Here is a 22,920-nt window from a genome sequence, read left to right as displayed (position 1 = left end):
AGTCGCAATTTATTGATACCGCGGTTACAATGCGCTTTTGCAGTTACCACGGAAAAAATAGATGAAAATTTTGGCAGATCAAAATATGCCCTTAGTTGAGGAGTATTTTGCTGATTTAGGCAGTGTAACGCGATTCGATGGGCGTAACGCCAAGCCTGAACAAATCGAAGACGTTGATATTTTGCTGACCCGCTCAGTAACAAAAGTAAACGCTGAGCTATTACGGTATGCTAAAAAGCTAAAATTTGTGGGTACTGCAACCATAGGTATTGATCATATTGATACTGAATTACTTGACGACAAAGAAATAGCATTCAGCAGCGCACCGGGCTGTAATGCCGTTGCTGTTGCAGAGTATGTGATCAGTGCGATTTATGCCTATGCGCAAGAAACATCAACAAGCTTGCAAGGTAAAACGTTAGGTATTGTTGGGGTAGGCAACATTGGTCAGTGTTTACGTGAAAAACTGCAAGGCAGTGGTATCAACTTATTGTTGTGTGACCCGATTAAATTTGAAAATGGTGAACTGCAAGAACATATAGAGTTAGACAACCTATTAGCGCAATCTGACATAGTGTCATTTCACGTGCCATTAGTCAAAACAGGTAAGCATAAAACCCTGCATTTAATTGATTCAGCGCGTATTGCAAAATTAAAAGATAATATGCTAGTGATTAATGCGTGTCGTGGCGAAGTCATCGACAACCAAGCACTGCTTGAAAGCATGCAAACAGGTAAGCAGTTAGAGCTTGTGTTAGATGTATGGGAAAACGAACCAAACATCTTAACTGAGTTATTGCCTTTTGTACGTTACAGCAGTGTGCATATTGCAGGGCACACTCTTGAAGGTAAGGCTCGTGGTACGCAAATGCTTTATCAAAAAGTGTGTGAGCTTTTAAATTTTCCAGCAGAGAAACAATTGAGTGACTTTTTACCAAACCCTGTGATCACAGAAGTCACATTACAAGACAATTTTAGCCAAGACGACTTAGGTCGACTTGCTCATCTGGTTTACGATCTTAGACGAGATGATGGCATTTTAAGAAAATCACTGTCAGAGAAGGGCTTTGATCACCTTCGAAAATCTTATCCAGTAAGACGAGAATTCAGTACAGTGACAGTAAAAAATAATGGTAGTCAATTTGCGGAACAACTCGCAACACTTGGCTTTACAGTTTCAGAATAGGATGAGGTCAAATGTCTCAGAAATTTAATGTCGCCGTGCTTGGCGCAACAGGCCTTGTTGGTCGTCAAATCATCGAAACATTGGCAGAACGTAAGTTTCCAGTTGATCAGCTTTTCCCGCTTGCAAGCAGCAGAAGTGCGGGTGAAGAAATTGACTTTAATGGCGAAAAAGTAACAGTCTTGGATGTCGAAGAGTTTGACTTTTCGAACGCACACATTGGTTTATTCTCAGCAGGTGGCAGCGTATCAGAAAAATATGCACCCATCGCCGCAGAAGCGGGCTGTGTTGTAATCGACAATACCTCGCATTTCAGATATGACTATGATGTTCCTCTGATTGTGCCTGAAGTAAACGCACATAACTTGGCAGACTTTAGAAATCGCAACATTATTGCTAATCCAAATTGCTCGACAATTCAAATGCTGGTTGCACTTAAGCCTATTTACGATGCTTATGGGATTGACCGAATTAACGTATCGACATACCAAGCGGTTTCTGGTGCTGGCAAAGAAGCGGTTGATGAGCTGGCAAAGCAAACAGCTAACTTAATGAATGCGCGCCCGATGGAAAACGATGTTTTCCCTAAGCAAATCGCGTTTAATGTGATCCCACAAATTGATGCTTTCCAAGAGAATGGCTATACCAAAGAAGAAATGAAAATGGTGTGGGAGACGCAAAAGATCTTAGGTGACAGCTCGGTAATGGTGAATCCAACAGCAGTGCGTGTGCCTGTGTTCTTTGGTCATGCTGAAGCCATACATTTAGAAACACGTATGCCATATGACCTAGAGCAGGTTAAGCAATTACTGAATGATGCGCCTGGTGTTGAACTTATCGAAGACGAAAATGATTACCCAACACCTGTATCTGATGCTAGCGGCAATGACACTGTGTATGTTGGTCGTTTACGCGCTGACATATCACACCCTCATGGTTTAAACCTATGGGTAGTTTCAGACAACACTCGCAAGGGTGCAGCAACTAACAGCGTGCAAATAGCTGAAGAGTTAGTAAATAACTATTTATAATTCGCAATGATAAAACCCTGTCTCGGCAGGGTTTTGCCGCTTTTTTATTACCTCACTTTTAAAAACTAGCCAATATATTGACTATAAACAATATTCTTTGTTCACATCTTCTCATGCTTTAGTACGGTATAGGCATTATTTATCAAAGCTTTGCCATAGATATTCCAATGTAAGTGGTTTATAGTTTGCAGTTGGAATAGAGCTTGCAAAAGCCACCATTAGCAATATTTTAATGTTTAGCACGATGTTGGACATGATATCTAAAGGATCAACATGCGCGGTTTAGTGTTTATTTGTTTCTTTGCATTTGCATTGATAACCATACCAGCCTATACACAAGAAGGTACTATTTTAAAGGGCCCCAAAAATGCCGATTATGGTCAAATGGGTCGCTCTATCGGCCCGATAAAACCTTCGGATACTTTGTGGCGAATCGCGCAAAAAGTTAGGCCTGATGACGGTTCTGTTACTGTGTACCAAGTAATGAGTGCCCTTTATCGCAAAAACCCCAATGCTTTTTTAGATAAAAACCTCAATCACATGCGCGATGGCGCATACCTTAAAATACCGACCATTGCTGAAATGCGTCGTGAAAACCCTGCCATAGCAAAGCAGCGTTCTGATCAAGACGATGACTTGTGGGAGCTAAAAAAGAGCGGCATGCTCGACAACCAAACCATCGAAGAAGCGCAAAAGAAAGTTACGCAAGCACGAAAAATCGATGTTGATAATGCACAACAGCAACTTACTTCGCAACTTAAGTCATTGCAAATGGAGCAAGATGCTAAGCTACAGGAGCTACAATCACAATTTAAGAACTCTGTTCGCAGTGTTGAAGAAATACTAGAAGAAAACAACAAGCTAAAAGGTCAGCTTACGAACATTTCTGAAGAGCTACAAAACGTTCGTAACCAGCTTGGGCAAGATTCTGAAATTCAGCAACAGCTGCAGTCGGTCATCGAACTTCAAAATGCTTTGATTGAACGTCAAAGAGCACAGCAACAAGAAGAACAAAGCGCTGATTTACTCTCAAACCCAGTGATGATTGGGTTGTTGGCAACTTTACCAGCTTTATTAGTGATTGGTGGTTTAGTCATGTTCTTACGTAAACGAAAGAATGCCAATGACGCTGATGACGAAGATGATTTTCTACCCCAAGCGCCAGCTGCAGCAGGAGCCGCAGGAGTCGCAGGTGCAGCAGCGGCTGATCCATTGGACTTAGATGTACCGCCGTTAGATAGCAGCGTACCAGTTGAAGATAGCGTGCAGCTAGACGATGACATTTTGCCTGAAGATGACGACATGATGTTTGATTCTTTAGAAGATGATAGCTTCGAGTCAGGCAACGATACTTTAGATCAAGATGAACTAGATAGCCTTTTAAGTGATGATGTCGCGTTTGATGATGGTTCAGATAGTGATGATCTAGATGATTTTTTACAGCAAAACTTTGATGCTGACGACTCTCTAGATGACATGGTCGATTTAGATGGCGATGGCAGTGCTAGCGGTGATGATATCTTGAGCTCTGATGACCTTGATGATTTATTTAATGAGTCTGACGACTCTTCTGATGATGAGTTAGATGTCAGTGATGATGCCTTAGCAGCACTAAGTGAAGAATTAGCAACCGAACAACAAGAAGATGTTGATATTGATTCAATTCTAGATGAAGCGTCTACAGATGACTCAGGAAATGATAATGATGATTTCGATCTAGATGATATTGACAGTTTGATCGATGAGGCTGGCGACCAGCCCCCAAAGGATGAAAACTCTGAAGGAACAGATGAAGACTTCGATTTAGATGACATAGATAATCTTCTTGACGAGGTTGCGCAAACCGATGAGCCAGCGGTAGAAATTGCCGAAGATGATTTCGATGTTGACGATATAGATGACCTGCTTGATGAAGTAGGAGACTCTGCAGAAGATATTTCTACTCCATCTGATGAACAACTCGTTGATGCTGACGACATTGATAGTCTGCTAGAAAGCGCCGAAGAGGAAGGCCTCGATACTGATGATATAGACGGTCTTCTAGATAAAGTTCAAGACCAAGATAGTTCAGAAGTCGAAAATACAGCAGAAGATAATTTTGACATAGACGATTTAATAGCAGAGTCAAATCAAGATGGCCTTCTTGTTGAAGCTGAACCAAATGAACAAGATGAAGTAAAAGAAGACGACATTGCACTTGATGATTTAGACGAGCTGCTTGAAGAAGACGTAGTAAACGACACACCGTCGGATGAAGAAAGTGACTTAGATTTAGATCTCGACGACTTAATGGACGAGCCAGACGAAAACCTCATCGATGAAGAGCAAGATGATAATCCTGTTGAAGCTGAACCAAATGAACAAAATGAAGTAAAAGAAGACGACATTGCACTTGATGATTTAGACGAGCTGCTTGAAGAAGACATAGTAAACGATACACCGTCGGATGAAGAAGGTGACTTAGATTTAGATCTTGACGACTTAATGGACGAGTCAGAGTCAGACGAAAATCTGAACGATGAAATTCAAGATGATAATTCTGGTGAAGCTGAACCAATTGAACAGGATGAAGTAGAAGAAGATGACATTGCACTTGATGATTTAGACGAGCTGCTTGAAGAAGACATAGTAAACGACACTCCGTCGGATGAAGAAGGTGACTTAGATTTAGATCTTGACGACTTAATGGACGAGTCAGAGTCAGACGAAAATCTGAACGATGAAATTCAAGATGATAATTCTGGTGAAGCTGAACCAAGTGAACTGGATGAAGTAGAAGAAGATGACATTGCACTTGATGATTTAGACGAGCAGCTTGAAGAAGACATAGCAAACGACACACCGTCTGATGAAGAAAGTGACTTAGATTTAGATCTTGACGACTTAATGGATGAGCCAGAGTCAGACGAAAACCTAATTGATGAAATTCAAGATGATATTCCTGTTGAAGCTGAACCAAGTGAACTGGATGAAGTAGAAGAAGACAATATTGCACTTGATGATTTAGACGAGCAGCTTGAAGAAGACATAGCAAACGACACACCGTCTGATGAAGAAAGTGACTTAGATTTAGATCTAGACGACTTAATGGACGAGTCAGACGAAAACCTAATCGATGAAGTTCAAGATGATATTCCTGTTGAAGCTGAACCAAGTGAACAGGGTAAAGTACAAGAAGGCGTAGTAAACGACACACCGTCGGATGAAGGAAGTGACTTAGATTTAGACCTTGATGACTTAATGGACGAGTCAGAGTCAGACGAAAATCTGAACGATGAGATTCAAGATGATATTCCTGTTGAAGCTGAACTAAATGAACAGGATGAAGTAGAAGAAGATGACATTGCACTTGATGATTTAGACGAGCTGCTTGAAGAAGACATAGCAAACGACACACCGTCGGATGAAGAAAGTGACTTAGATTTAGATCTCGACGACTTAATAGACGAGCCAGACGAAAACCTCATCGATAAAGAGCAAGATGATAATCCTGTTGAAGCTGAACTAAATGAACAGGATGAAGTAGAAGAAAATGACATTGCACTTGATGATTTAGACGAGTTGCTTGAAGAAGACGAAGCAAACGAAGAGTTGAGATCGGAGCTTGAAAATCTAGCTGATGAGAATGAGGTCGAAGAACCCAAGTCAATTGAGCAAAGCATTGTTGATGAACTCAACGCGATGAATCAGCATTTTTCAGATGACATCGAAGATGAAATTCCCGTTGAGCCAGAAATTCGAACACCACAAGAGCCATTGAAGAGTGTTGATGAAATGCTCGAAGAGCTTGAATCAGAGGAAGAATGGCACAGTGGTGAGAGTTATGACGGAGAACTTGATCTTGGTGATGATCCACTTTCAGATGATATTGATTTAGCTTCTGAGGAAGAGTTACCCGAAATAGATACGGTGACGCCAAGCGCTGAGTTAGACAGTTATCCTGAATTAGATCTAGATGAAGAACTGGATGAAGATGTCCTCAATATCAGTGAAACTGAACAAGCGCTCTCTCAAGCTTTAGAAGCTGGTAACACTGCGAGCAATGATCTTGATGATGACTTGCTTACTGACGATGAGCTTTCTTTTGAAGATGTTTTAGGTACAAACTTAGAGTCTAAAAATGATCCTTTTGAAGCTGATATAGAGTCATCTGAACAAATAACACAAGAGCAACCAAACGTAGCAATTGAAGAAGAAATAGCTGACTCTGAAGATGGTTTTGACAAAGACGCTGTATTAGATTCTGTTACAGAAGATCAAGTTCTAGAAATTCAAGATTCACCAGCTAAAGAAGAAGCACTTCAGGAAGAAGTTGAGTCGGCTTTTGAAGATGAGTTACCAGCTGATACCATCGAAGATGAGTTAGAAATCGAAGACTTCCCTGAGTTTGACGAAGAGGCTGCACTAGAAGCTGCAACAGAAGAACAAGCATTAGAAGTTCAAGATTCACCAGCTCCAGAAGAAGCACTTCAGGAAGAAGTTGAGTCGGCTTTTGAAGATGAGTTACCAGCTGATACCATCGAAGATGAATTGGAAATCGAAGACTTTCCTGAGTTTGACGAAGAGGCTGCACTAGAAGCTGCAACAGAAGAACAAGCATTAGAAGTTCAAGATACACCAGCTCCAGAAGAAGCACTTCAGGAAGAAGTTGAGTCGGCTTTTGAAGATGAGTTACCAGCTGATACCATCGAAGATGAATTGGAAATCGAAGACTTTCCTGAGTTTGACGAAGAGGCTGCACTAGAAGCTGCAACAGAAGAACAAGCGCTAGAAATTCAAGATTCACCAGCTCCAGAAGAAGCACTTCAGGAAGGAGTTGAGTCGCCTTTTGAAGATGAGTTACCAACTGACACCATCGAAGATGAATTGGAAATCGAAGACTTTCCTGAGTTTGACGAAGAGGCTGCACTAGAAGCTGCAACAGAAGAACAAGCGCTAGAAGTTCAAGATGCACCAGCTCCAGAAGAAGCACTTCAGGAAGAAGTTGAGTCGCCTTTTGAAGATGAGTTACCAACTGACACCATCGAAGATGAATTGGAAATCGAAGACTTTCCTGACTTTGACGAAGAGGCTGCACTAGAAGCTGCAACAGAAGAACAAGCGCTAGAAGTTCAAGATGCACCAGCTCAAGAAGAAACAGTTCAGGAAGAAACTGCACCATCTATTGAAGAGGACTTACTAGCTGAGAGCATTGAGAATGAGCTTGAAATCGAAGAATTTCCTGAGTTTGATGAAGGTGACGCACTAGAGGCAGTTACTGAAGAGCAAGCGTTAGAAATTCAAGATACACCGGTTCAACAGGAAGCCGTTCTAAGGGAAGATTCTGAGCTACCAAGTGACCAAACGTCAATTGATGACCGTATCGAGGATGAGTTTGAGGGCGATATTTTAACAGATATTGAAGAAATATCTCCAGATGCGTTTTTAAATGAACTCGATGATCTTGCTAGCAACGAAGAAGCGGAATCGCATGTTGAGCAAAATATTGACGAAACGGCGATAGAAGATCAGTTTATGTCAGAGATATCTGATACTGACTTCGACGCGTTGTTGAATGACTTAGCTGAACCAGAGCCAATCGATACAGAGTCTTTAGACGAGGTAGAACTTAATTTCGATACCTTGCTAAACGAAGAGTTAAATAAAGATCTTGGAACTTTAGATGTTGCGATTGAAAGCGATGATGAGGTTTCTCAGCCAGACGTTGAAGAATATTTAGAAATTGACGACTTACTTGCAGAAAGTGATGACTTTGAAGCAGAAGAAGAGCCTTATCAAGAAGCGAATATGGATGTTGGTTTAGGTGATTTTGATGACTTGCTTGCAGGCGAAAATGCCCCTGATGTTGATTTAGAAGCCGACGGTTTTTCTGCAAAACTAGATTTAGCCAGAGCATATATTGAAATTGATGACAGTGAGAGTGCACTCGCCATTATCGAAGAAGTGATCAATGCAGGGCCTGAATCAGTCCAAGCTGAAGCGAGCTCACTAAGAGACAAAATACAGTCCTAATGTATAAGCTGAGTTTTGGTCATTTAAACAATCAGTAATAAAGGAGGCGTTAGCCTCCTTTATTTTTTCTAGCGTTCAGTTCTCTCTTTAATTCAAAGTCACGATGGCTTAGAATGCTGCGCTAGTCTAGACAGAGGTAATAAATTCATGCGTGTAGCACTTGGTATCGAATATAACGGCGCTCAATACAGTGGTTGGCAAAGACAGTCTCATGTAAACAGTATTCAACAAGAGTTGGAAACTGTTCTGTCTCGCATTTGTAACCATGAAGTCGAAGTGGTGTGTGCAGGTCGAACAGATGCTGGTGTTCATGCTACTGGTCAGGTAGTGCATTTTGATACTCACTCAGAGCGAGATATGAGCGCATTTACCTTAGGTGCTAACTCGCAACTGCCTGACGATATTGCGATCCAGTTTGCGCAAGTGGTCGATGATGAATTTCATGCTCGTTTTAGTGCGACAGCACGACGCTATCGCTATGTGATTTACAATAACCCATATCGCCCTGGCATTTTAAGAAGCGGAGTGACGCATTACCATCATCCCCTTGACGAAAAATTGATGCAAGCAGCTTGTCCTGTTATGTTAGGTGAGCAAGACTTTACTTCATTTCGTGCTGTGCATTGCCAATCAAACACACCATTTCGAAAAATGCTGCACTTAAGTGTCGAGCGTGTAGGTAACTTTGTCATCATTGACGTGAAAGCCAATGCCTTTTTACACCATATGGTGAGAAACATAACAGGCACTCTGCTTGATATTGGCACGGGTAAGTATCCAACTGAATGGATGGCAGAATTACTGGCACTCAAAGATAGAACTCAAGCAAGCGCCACAGCAAAGCCAAATGGATTGTATTTAGTCGATGTTGATTACCCAGAGCAATGGAAAATACCGTCGACACCACTTGGTCCTTTATTCTTACCAGATACTGAGATTGAGTAATTTTATAGCGAAAGCTTGGGTTAGTTAATGAATTATGGCGGCTTATTTAAGACTTATACGACCAGTTTTTTATACCTTTGTCTAATAAATCATGGTTTAATGAGCTCAGTTTGTCTGAATGAATACAGACGCCACAACACAGAATTAGCATAAGAGAATTGCAAATGAGTTGGTTAGAAAAAATCTTACCTAGAACCACCAAATCATCAGGTAATAACAAAAAAGAAGTCCCAGAAGGTGTTTGGGCAAAATGTTCAGCATGTGATGCTATTTTGTATAAAGCAGAATTAGAAAAATCACACAATGTATGCCCTAAGTGTGATCACCACATGCGTATCAGTGCTCGTCAGCGCCTTGAAATGTTTTTAGACGATGCTGATCGTAAAGAAATCGGTATTGAGCACGAGCCAAAAGATGTCCTTAAATTTAAAGATTCTAAAAAGTATTCAGACAGAATCACTGCTGCACAAAAAGTAAGTGGTGAAAAAGATGCACTAGTTGCTATGACTGGTCGTCTTAAAGGTATGCCGGTTGCTGCAGTTGCTTTTGAATTCTCTTTCATGGGGGGGTCAATGGCTTCAGTTGTGGGTGCGCGTTTTGTTGATGCGGTAAACGAATGTTTAGAGCATAATATGCCATTAGTATGTTTCTCTGCATCAGGCGGTGCGCGTATGCAAGAAGCACTTATGTCATTGATGCAAATGGCAAAAACAAGTGCTGCACTGGCTAAAATGAGCGAAAAAGGCTTACCATTTATCTCAGTTATGACCGACCCTACAATGGGTGGTGTATCTGCTTCACTTGCAATGCTAGGTGATATCAATGTTGCAGAGCCAAAAGCACTTATTGGTTTCGCAGGTCCGCGTGTTATCGAACAAACAGTTCGTGAAACATTACCTGAAGGTTTCCAACGTTCAGAGTTCCTACTTGAGCATGGTGCAATCGACATGATTGTTGACCGTCGTGAAATGCGTGACACACTAGCACGTAATTTAGCGAAGTTTATGGACTTGCCATCTACTGAACAAGAGCATAGAGTAGCGTAAATTTTTTAATTTAAGCTGTTTTTATGTCACAAGATATACCTTGCCAATCATCAAGCCTTGATGATTGGCTTTGTTATTTAGAGCGTGTTCATCCTGCCAATATCGAAATGGGTTTGGAGCGCATTAAACAAGTTGCCGATTCAGTTCATCTTCTCAATTCTTCTTCAAAAATCATCATGATTGCTGGTACAAACGGTAAAGGTACCACAGCACGTTGCTTAGAAAGTCTGCTACTCGCTCAGGGTTACTCAGTGGGCACGTATGCTTCACCACATTTAATTCGTTATAACGAACGTGTTCGTGTGAATGGTACAGAGTTAGACGATCAGTATCATGTCGATGCTTTTGACTTGTTAGAAAAGGGCAGGGGCGAAACACCACTGACTTATTTTGAATTTGGTACGTTAGGCGCTTTGGCGATTTTTAAACGCTGTGAAGTCGATTATGTCTTACTTGAAGTGGGTTTGGGTGGTCGCTTTGATGCTACCAATATCGTTGAGCCCATTGCGAGTGTTATAACAACGATTGATCTTGACCATAAAGAGTATTTAGGCGATACCCGTGAATTAGTTGGTTATGACAAAGCAGGTATTTTCCGCGCGGATAAACCAGCGATAGTGGGAGATTTAAATATTCCCCATACAGTCACTGAGTATGGTGATGAAATATCAGCTGAGTTAATTCTGTCTAAGCGAGACTTTTTCTTCGAACCAAAACAATCCTCTTTTGTTTGGCGTTATAAGTCGTATGAGTGTGAGTTTGAAAAGCCAAGTATTCCGGCACAAAATGTCGCCACAGCTTTGACATTACTGGCACGTTTAGAGTTGCTTCCTGAGTTATCAGTCATTGAAAGATGTTTAGGCGATTTAAAAGTCGAAGGCCGCTTTCAAAAACTAAGTGACTCACCAAAAGTTTTCACCGATGTTGCACATAACCCTGAATCAGCACGCTACCTAAAGCAAAAATTAGTAGAGTTAAAGCAGCAAGGGTTTAAAATCCATGCATTAATCGCTATGCTTGCTGATAAAGATAAAGCCAGTGTAATCAATGAAGTGTCTGAACTAATTGATTTTTGGTCATTAGCGTCTTTAGATGGCCCACGTGCAGAGCAAGCGTCGAACTTGTTACCTTTGCTATCGCAAGAACAACAGCAAAGCGCAAACATGTTCGATTCGGTCCATATGGCACTCGATAGTCAGTTATCGCAACTTGATGGCCAGACGGTAATGATTGTATTTGGCTCCTTCTTTACTGTTGCAGAAGCAATTCAGTATTGGCAAAAATAGAGAGATAAGCTGTGAACTCAGGATTTTTAAACCGTTTAGTGGGTACAAGTATTGTGGTGGTCGCTGCCATCATTTTTATACCGAATATTCTTGATGGTGAAAAGGTTCACTTCAAAGATGGCTTTAAAGCCATTCCTGAACGCCCTGAGTTCACTACAATTGAAATTCAGCAAGAGATTGATGCAAAAGCTGAGCTCGCCCCAGAGATTAAACCTGAAGCTTTGCATGAAGAAATTGCACTTGACGCTGAGCCTGCTTCTACAGAAAAAGTTGATGCCTCAGAAATTAAAGAAGTTGTGAACACAGCGGCAAATGATTCTAGCTCAAAACCAATACAAGTTGTTGAAGAGGCAAAACCAGAGGTTGAGGTAATAAAACCCCAACAACAAGTTGTAGAAGCTAAAGTAGATCCTTTAAAGCGTTCAGAAACGTCTAATTTAACCAGCATGGCATACGTCATACAGTTAGGTAGTTTTTCTCATAAAGCCAATGTTCAGGCATTAATGAAAAAACTAAAAAATGCAGGTTTTACCGCATTTACCCGGCCTATTAAAACGCGAAACGGTGAGTTAACAAAAGTATTCGTAGGCCCTCAATTGGATAAAGCCGATTTAGAACAAAAATTGCCTGAGTTAGAAAGGCTTACAAAGCTAAAAGGCCGACTAACTCAATTCGATATAACAAAATGATCTGGTAATTGACTCTTGGCTCTTATAGAATGCGCCCCAAATTAACGACTTGTTGGTTATTATGAACTGGGTTGATTACGCGATTCTCGGTATAGTTGGTCTTTCCACCTTATTCGGATTAATGCGAGGCTTTGTAAAAGAAGCAATGTCATTGGTTGTCTGGATCAGCGCATTCTTCATTTCTAGTTTATTCTATCAATATCTAGCAACCTTCCTTACATCCATTTCAGAACCCCTTTTAAGAAATGCGGCCGCAATTGCCATATTATTTTTTGCGACCATACTGTTGGGTGGGCTTGTTAATTATATTCTGTCAGAACTTGTACAGCGTACAGGCCTGTCAGGCACCGACCGTATCATAGGTATTGTGTTTGGTGCACTTCGAGGTGTATTAGTCGTGAGCGCCTTACTGTTTTTTCTGGATGCGTTTACCGGTGCACCAGATGCACCTTGGTGGACAGCATCAACTTTGATCCCTGAATTTAGTTTTGTTATTGAGTGGTTTTTCTCTTACTTAGAAGACAACTCCAGCTTTTTAAATTCAGTGAACCGTTAATCGGAAACCGTTAATCGGCGAGGAAAAATTTAATGTGTGGTATCGTTGGTATAGTCGCAACATCTCCTGTTAATCAGGCTTTGTATGACGGCTTAACTGTTTTGCAACATCGTGGGCAAGATGCAGCAGGCATCATCACAATCGATAACAATACGTTTAGCTTAAGAAAAGCAAACGGCCTTGTTAAAGATGTGTTTCATACCCGCCATATGAAGCGGCTTCAAGGCAATATTGGTATCGGCCATGTGCGTTACCCAACTGCAGGCTCTTCAAGTTCTGCAGAGGCACAGCCATTTTATGTAAACTCTCCATTTGGTATTGCCTTAGCGCACAATGGTAACCTAACAAACGCAGAAGCGCTTAAAGAGTTATTATTCAGCCAAGCTCGCCGTCATGTAAACACCACTTCAGATTCTGAAATTCTTTTAAACATCTTAGCGCATCAACTTTGCAAATCAGGTAAGTTGAAGCTTGAAGCTGAAGATATGTTCAGTGCAATTTCAAATGTGAATGAGCTAGTTGTTGGTGGTTACGCAAGTATTGCGATGATCATTGGTCACGGTATCGTGGCTTTCCGTGATCCGAAAGGTATTCGTCCACTTGTATATGGTAAGCGTGAAACTGAAAGCGGCACTGAGTATATGTTTGCTTCTGAAAGCGTAGCACTTAAAGCGGACGGCTTTGAATTTGTTCGTGACGTAGCACCAGGTGAAGCAATTTACGTAACTGAAGATGGTCAACTATTCTCGCAAATGTGTGCTGTTAATACACAACACGCACCGTGTATTTTTGAGTTTGTATACTTCGCACGTCCTGACTCTGTAATTGATAACATGTCAGTTTACGCGACACGTGTAAATATGGGTACAAAGCTAGGTGAGAAGATCGCTCGCGAATGGGCTGATAAAGACATCGATGTGGTTATTCCAATCCCTGAAACGTCATGTGATGTTGCGCTAGAAATTGCTACGGTTTTAGACAAGCCTTACCGTCAAGGTTTTGTGAAGAACCGTTATATAGGCCGTACATTTATTATGCCAGGTCAAGAAATGCGTAAGAAATCTGTACGTCGTAAACTAAATGCGATCGACAGAGAATTTGAAGGTAAAAACGTATTACTTGTAGATGACTCAATTGTACGTGGTACAACTTCAGCTCAGATCGTTGAGATGGCTCGTGAAGCAGGCGCGAAAAACGTATACTTTGCTTCAGCTGCCCCAGAAGTTCGCTTCCCGAACGTATATGGTATCGACATGCCATCAGCTGCAGAGCTAATTGCACACGGTCGTGAAGTAGATGATATCAACCAGAGTATTGGTTCAGACGGCTTAATCTATCAATCTATTGAAGATCTAATCGCTGCAGTTCGTCAAGAAAACCCTGAAGTAACAGAGTTCGAAACATCAGTATTTGATGGTCAGTACATCACAGGTGATATCGATCAAGAATACCTAAATCGTATTGATGCGTTACGTAATGACTCTGCAAAATCAACACGTGAACAAGCAATGTCTGCTTCACTTGAGTTACATAACCAAGAAGAGTCAGAGGGCGAATAAATTAGTTAGTAATAACTAATAAATACACCGTAAATAAAAAGGAGCGATTATTCGCTCCTTTTAACTTTTGGATAAAAGCAAAAATTTAGGGACTCAACAGAGCACCCTAACTAAAGGTAGGGCTAATTATGCCATTAGTCCATAAAATAGCCGTTCCAGCCATAATAATTACAATTAAGACCAATCCACAAGTCACTACAGAGCTGGCATAGATAAAGCCTCGTTCCTCAGGGATGTGCATTAAAATAGGCACACCAGTATAAAGTAAGTAAACAGAGTAAGCCAGTGCGGCCATACCGACAGTCACTACAAACCACAACTCAGGAAAAACAGCAGAAATAGCTGACATAAATAATGGTGTTGCTGTATAAGCTGCAAGTTCTAAAGTTTGTGTATACGTTGGCTTAGCTCCGAATGTAACCGCCATCCAATGTGCTAAATAGGCTAGAGCAAATACCCCCATAATCAGTGCAAAATACATAGCGACACCGATCAATAGGGCACTTTCATGTGTTAGAAATGCGACGTCAGATGTGCCGATGCGCCAACCAATGTGTACAGAAGAAATGTATCCCATAATACTTGGGATTAATGCGATAAGTGCGATATGAGATAAACTATACTTCATGCTCTCATGACGATTATCTATGGTTTGCCACTCTTCGAGTGGATGAGCGTACAAGCCCCATAAATGATTTAAAATCATAAGGCCTCCTTATCAGAATTTGGCAAAGGGTGTGTGTTTTTTATACATCTTTCATAGTTATTTATGCGTAAGAAGCATTTCTTTGTCAAGAAATGGTTAAACTTTCGTCTAATTGAAAAGTTTTGAATTCTTTGAACGCAATAATCTTCCTTTGATCCAATGCATTAGCCTGAGCCAGTTTTATGATACAATTCGCGCTAATTTTTATTAGATTCACTTTGAGAGTCAGCCTTGGATAAGCTTTTAGAGCCAATAAATCAATTCTTGCAATGCGAAACCCCAACTAGTTGGATTGAAGCAGCAAAAGACCCTAAAAACCTACCAGTCATTTTAATTGACCATATGGTCTGCGAGCTAAAAGCAGCGCAATCTGCCATGTATTTAATTCGTAAATACGCAGTAGATAAAGACAGTGGCACGGCGCTCTTAGAGTGGCTTAAGCCTTATGAAGATTTTACTTATCGCAAGATTGGTAGCTGGGAAGAGCTAGCAGATTGCAATAAGTTGAATAAATCAATGGTGCCTAAAGCACAGACCGCTTATGGCCAAGATTTGATTGATAAAATGGTCTTGCTTATTAAAGAAGAGTTACATCACTTTTATCAAGTATTAGAGATCATGCATGACTGTGGTGTTGAATACGAATATTGTGCATCAAGTCGTTACGCAAGTGGACTGCTTAAACATGTTCGCACGTATGAGCCAGAAAAACTCATCGATAAGTTGATTTGTGGCGCTTATATCGAAGCCCGCTCTTGTGAACGATTTGCAAAACTAGCCCCACATGTAGACAAGAAACTAGGTGATTTTTACGTGTCGTTACTGCGCTCTGAAGCGCGTCATTATCAGGACTACCTGACACTGGCAGAAGAAATTGCAGGTAAAGACATCTCTGAGCGAGTCGCATTTTTTGGTGAAGTAGAAGCTGAATTAATAGCCTCTCCAGATGAAGACTTTAAGTTCCATTCAGGTGCGCCGACGCTAGCTTAGAAAATTTAAAAGACAGATTAAAGGGATTAAATGTCAAAAGCGATTGTTTTACTGGGCGGACCAAATAATGCCCAAGGGGAGTTGTCTGAAATTGTTAAATCACGATGTCAGACAACTTTCGAATACCATCTAAACTATCCAGAGTTAAAGATCCTTTGTACCGGTGGGTTTGGTGCGCATTTCAATGTGACTGAACATGCTCATGCAGATTACGTAAAAGCTTATTTAAAAGTGTTGGGTGTTCCCCATACTCAATTTTTGCCCATCGCCGAAAGCCGTTTTACGCTAGAAGATGCTTTACTGACACAGCCAACCTTAAAACAGGCTGCTATTTCTGAAATTGTACTGATCACTTCGAGTTTTCATATGAAAAGAGCAAAGTACATCTTTAATCGCCTTTGTCCTGAACTTTTACTTAAATGTGTCGAAGCGCCAACGCCTGTTTGTGAGCATGAACTAGAAAAGTTATTAGCACATGAAATAAGGGCGTTACAAAGAGAAGCTGAAAATATAGATATGCTGTTGGCCGATATTGGAACAAAAGCTCAATAAATTAGGGCATTTAGAGGAAACCAAGCTCGGTTGCTATATTCAATCTTTTACTAGTAAATTATCCGGTAAATGGTTTTCCTTGGTGTAACGTTTGGTCATTTTCAGTGACCACTAAATAAGAGCTTTGCGAATACCAATCACCGAGTACCGTTCTGGTTAAAGTGTCTCCGTCTTTTTCAATTGTGTGTACATTTGGTCTGTGTGTATGACCATGGATCATGTGTTTTACATTGTGCTTTGCAAACATATCTAATACTGCGTCAGCGGTGACATCTAGAATATCTAATGGCTTGCCTTTTTGGCTTTCAATACTTTTTTGGCGCGCTTGTTTAGCGACTTTTCTTCTATAACTGAGTGGCATGGCGAGCATCAGTTTTGGCCACCACCAGCCGCGACTCTTCTTACGGAACTTTTGATAGGCAACATCTTGGGTGCACATTTCGTCGCCGTGCAGAATGACTGTGGGTGTACCGTATAAATCAATGACTTTTTGTTCAGGTAGTAACGTCATGCCTGCTTGATTAGCATATTTATCCCCAAGTAAAAAATCTCGATTTCCATGGATAAAAAAGACCGAAATGCCTTTATCTGATACAGATTTCAACAGCGAGGCAACTTCGTCGGTCAGTGTTGTATGACCATCATCGCCGATCCATACTTCAAAAAAATCTCCAAGAATATACAAGGCGTCGACGTCATTAGTCATATGTGTTTCAAGAAATAGCTTGAATGCATTGGTGATGTCAGGACGGTCTTCGGTTAAATGTAAGTCAGAGATAAAGTAGGTTTTGCGAGATGCCATTCAAAAAGCCTAGAAAGAAAATGAATAGAGAGTAATGAAAAAGGCAAGGCTAGGTGCGCACCTAGCCTTAGTCGCTTAACATTAAGATTTAAGCAACAGTCACTTTCTCGATGATCACATCTTCAAGTGGAACGTCTTGGTGGAAGCCAGCAGAACCTGTAGCAACAGATTTGATCTTGTTTACGATGTCCATGCCTTCTACGACTTCACCGAATACACAGTAACCCCAACCCTGCGATGTTTCGCTAGAGAAGTTTAAGAAGTCATTATCGTTTACGTTGATGAAGAACTGAGCTGTCGCAGAGTGAGGATCGGGTGTACGTGCCATAGCAAGTGTACCCGTTTTGTTGCTCAGGCCATTGTTTGCTTCATTTTGAATTGGTGCTTGAACAGATTTTTGTTCCATACCTTGAGCGAAACCACCACCTTGAACCATGAAACCGTCGATTACACGGTGGAAGATAGTGCCGTCATAAAAGCCTGACTTTGCGTAGTTTAAAAAGTTTTCAACTGTTGCAGGCGCTTCTTCTGCAAAAAGGTTTACTTTGATTTCACCAAAGTTTGTTTGAAGTACAACCATTGTGGTTACCTATTCGATATGTGTTTATTAAAGGAATGTATTTTATAGCAGAATATAAATCGGTTAAAGCTTTGTGTTAATGGTGTATTTATCGGGAAATAGCTGCAATCGGGTATAGAGCAGGGCGAATTCAAGTGTTATGATTGCGGCTTATGTCTATTATTGGATTAGGAAACAGACTCAATGTTGCAGATATACAACACACTTACTCGTGAAAAAGCGCCGTTTAAACCTCTCGTCGAAGGCAAAGTCGACATGTATGTGTGTGGTATCACCATTTATGATTTCTGCCACGTTGGTCACGCGCGTACTTATGTTTCGTTTGATGTGATGAATCGCTATCTTCGCTATTTAGGCTTTGATGTTACATATGTACGTAATATCACCGATGTAGACGACAAGATTATTAAACGTGCAGCTGAAAACAATGAAGAGATTAACGACCTAACGGTTCGTATGACTAAAGCAATGCACGAAGACTTCGAAGCATTGAACATGCTACCAGCTGATATTGAGCCGACGGTAACGGGTCATATGAATGAAATCATCGACATGATCGAACGCCTTGTTGAGAAGAAACACGCCTACGTTGCACAAAACGGCGACGTATTATTTGATGTATCAACATTTAAACAATACGGTCAATTGTCTCAGCAAGATTTAGATATGCTACAAGCGGGAGCAAGAGTTGAAGTCGCTGAAGGCAAAGATGATCCACTAGATTTTGTACTTTGGAAGAAAGCCAAAGCAGGTGAGCCTTCTTGGTCATCACCTTGGGGCGAAGGTCGTCCTGGTTGGCACATCGAATGTAGTGCAATGAGCCAAAAACATTTAGGTGAGCACTTCGATATTCATGGTGGTGGTTCAGACTTACAGTTTCCGCACCATGAGAATGAAATTGCCCAGTCATGCTGCGCGAATAACGGTAACTACGTGAATACTTGGATCCATACAGGTATGGTGCAAGTAAATAAAGAGAAGATGTCTAAATCGTTGGGTAACTTCTTTACTGTTCGTGAAGTTTTAAAGCAATACGACCGCGAAACTGTACGTTACTTTTTAATTAACGGTCACTATCGTAGCCAGCTTAACTACTCACAAGAAAACCTAGATCAAGCACGTTCTTCTCTTGAGCGTATTTATACAGCGTTACGTGGTGTAGAGCTCGTTGAAGTTGATTATAAGCAAACAGAGTTTGCCAAGCGTTTTGAAACAGCGATGAACGATGACTTCAATACACCAGAAGCGCTGCCAGTTATCTTTGAGTTAGCAAAAGAAGTGAACTTGCTAAAAGAAAAGGATGCAAAAGCGGCGGGCGAGCACGCGTTTATTCTTGTGAAGTTAGCTGAAGTATTAGGTATTGCGCAGCAACAGCCAGAGCAATTCTTACAAGGCGACCAAGACGACGACGAAGTTGCTAAGATTGAAGCGTTAATTGAGCAGCGTTTAACAGCGCGTGCGAATAAAGATTGGGCCGCTGCGGATGCAGCGCGTGATGCGTTAACGGCGATGGGTGTGGTACTTGAAGACAGTGCTGGAAAAACGACTTGGCGCAAAGCATAAATAAGCTTTAAGTTAAAAATTAATACAGAGGCCCGATATTATACAATCGGGCCTTTTTTATGTTTATCTCTGAGTTAAGTCGAACGGGCTTTTTGCTTAACATCACAAATCTTGCTTACTATGCCTAATGAAGAACCAAAAAGAGTGTTTCACTTATGAAACGGCTCTGTTATTATGCTGTTAATTTTTAGTCATGTATGACTCAACTTAGTAAAACTGTTTTATTAAAAAAGCTAAGGATATAGCTTTTCTTGGAAAGGAAATAATGAAAGCAACCGAGCGCAAAAGGAAGACTTTTAGCTTCAAGGTTGAAGCACAGCGATTTATTCGCCAAATCAGGCAAGAACTAGGCTTAAGTCAAGCTGAGCTTGCTAAGCGTATGATATCTGAGTGCGACCAATCAACCATTTCAAATTGGGAAAGCGGCAAAAACGAAATCCCTCTCAGCAAATTTATAGACATACTGTTGATCAGCGGTCGCGATCCTGTCTCATACTTTGATGTTTTCGGTAAGAGAAATGTCAAAGAAAATAAGAATAGTGAAGATGTTGAAGAGGTGAAAGAATGAGTTTTCATTTTTTAGATTTATTAATACCAATATCATGTGCAATTACATTATGTCTTGCTTGGAAAGACATAAACGCAAGGTATATGGTTGTTTGTTGTTTATTGTCTTCAATTGTTTGCTTACTTTCTTTAAATTGGGCAATGACTAAACCGATAGGGTTTTATGCATGGTCAATGGCAATGTCAGGATTATTTTTAGTTTTCGTATTTGGAAGAAGATACTGGGCTTTAAAATTTGGATATATTAAATTTTTCTCTGAGGCTTATGATCAACACCGTTATACGCCTCAGGAAGCTATTTTGGTTGCTGTAAGTGTTATTTGTATCGTTAGTAATTTCATTACTTTAGTAGAAGTTTACATGTACTGGAAATATTGGTTTGATAATGCATATTATAAGCTTTATGTAAGAGATAATTTGCAAAAATTTATGATTATCTTGTCTTCACTTATTTACCTGTCGTATGGCTTTAAAGTATCTAAGAAGAAAGAATTAAATCAAGAAAGTGTTTAGTTAATGATTTGGAGAATACAAAATGGAATTGCAAAAGCAAAACCTTAAGTTTGTAAGAGGTGGTGGTTCAACAGGTGGTGGGGCAAATGGTCCTAAGCTTCCAACTAGGGAACAAAAAGCAGAACAAGAAAAAGTTGAACTCCCTTCAACTGATCCAATTGCACCTGTAACCTATTAAGCCTTAACTTAAGTGTTTCTTAAAGAAAATATAAAAAAGCCGTTCAATTCGAACGGCTTTTTTATGTCTTTCTATTAAATATCAAAAAGATGATTAATCTAATCTTCATTCTTTAAGGTCACCACACGTTGCGGGAACGGAATTTCAACATCAGCAGCTTTAATTTGGGCATAGATTTGTTGGTTAATATCGAGTTTAGTATCGATTAGTTCGGTTGTAGGTGCCCAATACCGATAACTAATAATCACCGCGCTATCATCGAAGCGCTCTATGCCAATTTTAGCGTGCGGCTCGCTCGCCACTTTGTCATGAGATGCGAGAATGTTTTTGATGACGTTAATGGCTCTATCGCTGTCAGCGCTATAAGCAATACCTATTTCGCCCTTTACCAATGAATTATTAAATGAGTTATGCAGCACTTCGCCAACGATGTGCTTGTTTGGGATGGTGATCTCGACGTTTTCTTCATTGATTAAAATGGTATGACCCAGTTCTATCATTTTAACCTGACCAGATTCACCTTTTACAGAAATCGTATCACCGACAACAAATGGGCGAGTAGCAATAATCGCAAGGCCCGACCCATAGTTTGAAAGCATACCCTGCAAAGCCAAGCCCGCACCGAGTGAGGCTGCACCTATCGCAGCAACAAACGGGGTAATGCTAATACCTAATTTTCCAAGGGCAATGACCACAAACATCACAATCAGTAAAACTTTCACGACATTGGCTATAAAGTTGGTCAAAGCAATATCAATATTATGTTTAAGTAATAAACGCTCGACTGTTTTAGAGATTTTTTTAGATACCCACAATCCAATGATGAGTATTAAGATAGCAGCAGCGACTTGCATACTATAATTGACTAAATAGTCTTTAATAACTGTGTAATAACGTTCAACTTGTGCTATTTCTTGCTGGATCACGGAAAATACCTAATTGTTTCAAAATAAATAATTGAGTTACTCAGAGGGTAGCATAAGAAATACATTAACCCATTGTTTTATAATACTCTTGCTTGTTTCCTTGCCTAAAGCACGCTTTCAGAATCACCCAACACTCAACTGAATCAATATTGTGTATAGTATAGGTACCCAAATAGCGGTAATAAACGCACTTACAATCATAGAAGCAGATGCAAAAGCGCCAGCTTGAGTATTGTGTTCAATAGCAGCGGCAGTGCCAATACCGTGGCAGACAACACCCAAGGCTAGACCTTTTGCTTTTTGATCTTTTATGTTCAATAAGTCAAATAATGACAAACCAAATACTGCACCAAACATGCCTATGAGTATTACCATGAAGGCGGCGATAGCCGGGATCCCGTTTAATCCATCTGTGATAATGAGCGTGATCGGAGTTGTAACAGAGAGAGCAAGTAAAGAATTTAATAATTCATCAGGCGCAGAAAAGATTTTGCATAGTACAAAAGCAACCAATGTGGCACTGGTTACGCCTATAAAGCCACTCAATAGTAGCAAGCCCAAACTGCGCTTAATTTCATGGATTTGCTGATAGAGCGGGTAGGCGAGTGCGACAACAGCAACTTCCAAGAAGAAATGGATGGGGTAACTGTTTTTTGAAAAGTCTTTATAATTAATATCGGCAAAAATCAGTATTGCACTCAGCATCACAATACAAAGCAATAGCGGATTTAGTAGAGGAGAATGAAATTTACTATTCAGCTTTCTTGCAATTAAAAATAGCCCTGTAATGAGTGCACAGACATAAATAGTTATAAACAAGTCACTTAGCATTGCTTGCCTCTTGGGCTAGCAATGAATGAAATCAAGATAAGCCCTATTAACGGCAGCAGTAGTAGTATCAGTAACAATAATGACCAATGAGTAGCAAAGATACTTAGATGTTCAACTAACCCAACACCAGCAGGTATAAAAAATAGTGCCATATATTTCAAGATAGGTTGGCAAGCTGGTGCTAGCCATGACTCTTTAACTATACCAGTAATTAATAAGATAAACATAACCAGCATCGCAAGAAGTGCACTAGGAAAAGTAATTTGAAAGTAAGTTGTTATAAACTTGGTGAGATATAAACAACCAATAAGCAGCATTAAACTGGCGTTGAATTTTAACCAAGCTAAAAGATGTATTTTTATATTATTCATTGTTCAAGTATAAAAAAGTGTGCAAGTATGTCGA

At 40.4% G+C, this 22,920-nt stretch carries 21 protein-coding genes; 15 read left to right on the top strand and 6 right to left on the bottom strand.

The genetic code is table 11. The annotated features are described in order from the left end of the window. The first annotated feature begins 61 nt into the window (after positions 1-61). The 9 genes from PP2015_RS10530 to purF all read left to right on the top strand — a co-directional run bounded on the left by PP2015_RS10530 (position 62) and on the right by purF (position 14,307). Entirely contained in the window at positions 62-1,186 is a 1,125-nt protein-coding gene (locus tag PP2015_RS10530) for a 4-phosphoerythronate dehydrogenase (protein WP_058030248.1), read from the top strand. 11 nt (positions 1,187-1,197) lie between these two features. Further along, positions 1,198-2,214 (top strand): aspartate-semialdehyde dehydrogenase, encoded by a 1,017-nt coding sequence (locus PP2015_RS10525; RefSeq protein ID WP_058030247.1) that lies wholly within the window; start codon positions 1,198-1,200, stop codon positions 2,212-2,214. Between the two features lie 273 nt (positions 2,215-2,487). After that, on the top strand, positions 2,488-8,226 hold the full coding sequence (locus PP2015_RS10520) for a FimV/HubP family polar landmark protein (protein ID WP_058030245.1): 5,739 nt from the start codon (positions 2,488-2,490) through the stop codon (positions 8,224-8,226). Between the two features lie 147 nt (positions 8,227-8,373). Next, positions 8,374-9,171 (top strand): tRNA pseudouridine(38-40) synthase TruA, encoded by a 798-nt coding sequence (gene truA / locus PP2015_RS10515; RefSeq protein WP_058030244.1) that lies wholly within the window; start codon positions 8,374-8,376, stop codon positions 9,169-9,171. A 164-nt stretch (positions 9,172-9,335) separates the two neighbouring features. Then, positions 9,336-10,217, top strand: a complete 882-nt coding sequence (accD, locus tag PP2015_RS10510) for an acetyl-CoA carboxylase, carboxyltransferase subunit beta (RefSeq protein ID WP_058030242.1) — start codon at positions 9,336-9,338, stop codon at positions 10,215-10,217. A 23-nt stretch (positions 10,218-10,240) separates the two neighbouring features. Next, positions 10,241-11,503 carry a bifunctional tetrahydrofolate synthase/dihydrofolate synthase gene (folC, locus tag PP2015_RS10505; RefSeq protein WP_058030240.1) on the top strand — a complete coding sequence of 421 codons (1,263 nt, stop codon included), beginning with the start codon at positions 10,241-10,243 and terminating at the stop codon, positions 11,501-11,503. A gap of 11 nt (positions 11,504-11,514) precedes the next feature. Then, positions 11,515-12,192 carry an SPOR domain-containing protein gene (locus PP2015_RS10500; RefSeq protein ID WP_058030239.1) on the top strand — a complete coding sequence of 226 codons (678 nt, stop codon included), beginning with the start codon at positions 11,515-11,517 and terminating at the stop codon, positions 12,190-12,192. 61 nt (positions 12,193-12,253) lie between these two features. Next, the gene (locus PP2015_RS10495; RefSeq protein WP_058030237.1) at positions 12,254-12,748 is read left to right on the top strand and encodes a CvpA family protein; all 495 of its coding nucleotides are present in this window, start codon (positions 12,254-12,256) and stop codon (positions 12,746-12,748) included. A 32-nt stretch (positions 12,749-12,780) separates the two neighbouring features. Next, positions 12,781-14,307, top strand: a complete 1,527-nt coding sequence (purF, locus tag PP2015_RS10490; RefSeq protein WP_058030235.1) for an amidophosphoribosyltransferase — start codon at positions 12,781-12,783, stop codon at positions 14,305-14,307. 106 nt (positions 14,308-14,413) lie between these two features. Here the strand turns inward: purF and PP2015_RS10485 are convergent, their stop codons facing one another. Further along, positions 14,414-15,013: a Yip1 family protein gene (locus PP2015_RS10485; protein ID WP_058030234.1), complete on the bottom strand. Its 600-nt coding sequence runs from the start codon at positions 15,011-15,013 to the stop codon at positions 14,414-14,416. A gap of 231 nt (positions 15,014-15,244) precedes the next feature. On the opposite strand from PP2015_RS10485, the gene miaE reads away from it, so the two are divergent. Together miaE and PP2015_RS10475 are read left to right on the top strand one after the other, a co-directional pair. Continuing rightward, positions 15,245-16,003 carry a tRNA isopentenyl-2-thiomethyl-A-37 hydroxylase MiaE gene (gene miaE / locus PP2015_RS10480; protein ID WP_058030232.1) on the top strand — a complete coding sequence of 253 codons (759 nt, stop codon included), beginning with the start codon at positions 15,245-15,247 and terminating at the stop codon, positions 16,001-16,003. 30 nt (positions 16,004-16,033) lie between these two features. Continuing rightward, the gene (locus tag PP2015_RS10475) at positions 16,034-16,555 is read left to right on the top strand and encodes a YdcF family protein (RefSeq protein WP_058030230.1); all 522 of its coding nucleotides are present in this window, start codon (positions 16,034-16,036) and stop codon (positions 16,553-16,555) included. A 58-nt stretch (positions 16,556-16,613) separates the two neighbouring features. Here PP2015_RS10475 and PP2015_RS10470 read toward each other — a convergent pair whose 3' ends face one another. Both PP2015_RS10470 and PP2015_RS10465 read right to left on the bottom strand, forming a co-directional pair. Further along, positions 16,614-17,357: a UDP-2,3-diacylglucosamine diphosphatase gene (locus tag PP2015_RS10470; RefSeq protein WP_058030229.1), complete on the bottom strand. Its 744-nt coding sequence runs from the start codon at positions 17,355-17,357 to the stop codon at positions 16,614-16,616. A gap of 88 nt (positions 17,358-17,445) precedes the next feature. Next, positions 17,446-17,937, bottom strand: a complete 492-nt coding sequence (locus tag PP2015_RS10465) for a peptidylprolyl isomerase (RefSeq protein ID WP_058030227.1) — start codon at positions 17,935-17,937, stop codon at positions 17,446-17,448. Between the two features lie 183 nt (positions 17,938-18,120). On the opposite strand from PP2015_RS10465, the gene cysS reads away from it, so the two are divergent. The 4 genes from cysS (at position 18,121) to PP2015_RS21885 (ending at position 20,758) form a co-directional block, all read left to right on the top strand. After that, positions 18,121-19,500, top strand: coding sequence for a cysteine--tRNA ligase (gene cysS / locus PP2015_RS10460; protein ID WP_058030226.1), 1,380 nt, complete (start codon positions 18,121-18,123; stop codon positions 19,498-19,500). Positions 19,501-19,765: 265 nt separating this feature from the next. Beyond that, positions 19,766-20,068 (top strand): helix-turn-helix domain-containing protein, encoded by a 303-nt coding sequence (locus PP2015_RS10455; RefSeq protein WP_058030225.1) that lies wholly within the window; start codon positions 19,766-19,768, stop codon positions 20,066-20,068. After that, positions 20,065-20,580 carry a hypothetical protein gene (locus PP2015_RS10450; protein ID WP_058030224.1) on the top strand — a complete coding sequence of 172 codons (516 nt, stop codon included), beginning with the start codon at positions 20,065-20,067 and terminating at the stop codon, positions 20,578-20,580. The genes PP2015_RS10455 and PP2015_RS10450 overlap by 4 nt, the downstream gene beginning before the upstream one ends. Positions 20,581-20,602: 22 nt before the next feature. Then, a complete protein-coding gene (locus PP2015_RS21885) occupies positions 20,603-20,758 on the top strand; it encodes a hypothetical protein (protein WP_157599083.1) in 156 nt (51 codons plus the stop codon). A gap of 98 nt (positions 20,759-20,856) precedes the next feature. On the opposite strand, the gene PP2015_RS10445 is transcribed toward PP2015_RS21885, so the two are convergent. The 3 genes from PP2015_RS10445 to PP2015_RS10435 all read right to left on the bottom strand — a co-directional run bounded on the left by PP2015_RS10445 (position 20,857) and on the right by PP2015_RS10435 (position 22,886). After that, positions 20,857-21,684, bottom strand: coding sequence for a mechanosensitive ion channel family protein (locus tag PP2015_RS10445; RefSeq protein WP_058030223.1), 828 nt, complete (start codon positions 21,682-21,684; stop codon positions 20,857-20,859). Between the two features lie 123 nt (positions 21,685-21,807). Beyond that, on the bottom strand, positions 21,808-22,515 hold the full coding sequence (locus PP2015_RS10440) for an LrgB family protein (RefSeq protein ID WP_058030222.1): 708 nt from the start codon (positions 22,513-22,515) through the stop codon (positions 21,808-21,810). After that, complete coding sequence (locus tag PP2015_RS10435; protein ID WP_227009240.1) at positions 22,509-22,886, bottom strand: CidA/LrgA family protein; 378 nt, start codon at positions 22,884-22,886, stop codon at positions 22,509-22,511. Before PP2015_RS10435 ends, PP2015_RS10440 begins: the two co-directional genes overlap by 7 nt. Positions 22,887-22,920: the final 34 nt, after the last annotated feature.

It is taken from the genome of Pseudoalteromonas phenolica (assembly GCF_001444405.1).
GTDB classification, from domain to species: domain Bacteria; phylum Pseudomonadota; class Gammaproteobacteria; order Enterobacterales; family Alteromonadaceae; genus Pseudoalteromonas; species Pseudoalteromonas phenolica.
This window is presented reverse-complemented; position numbering and strand designations above follow the sequence as displayed.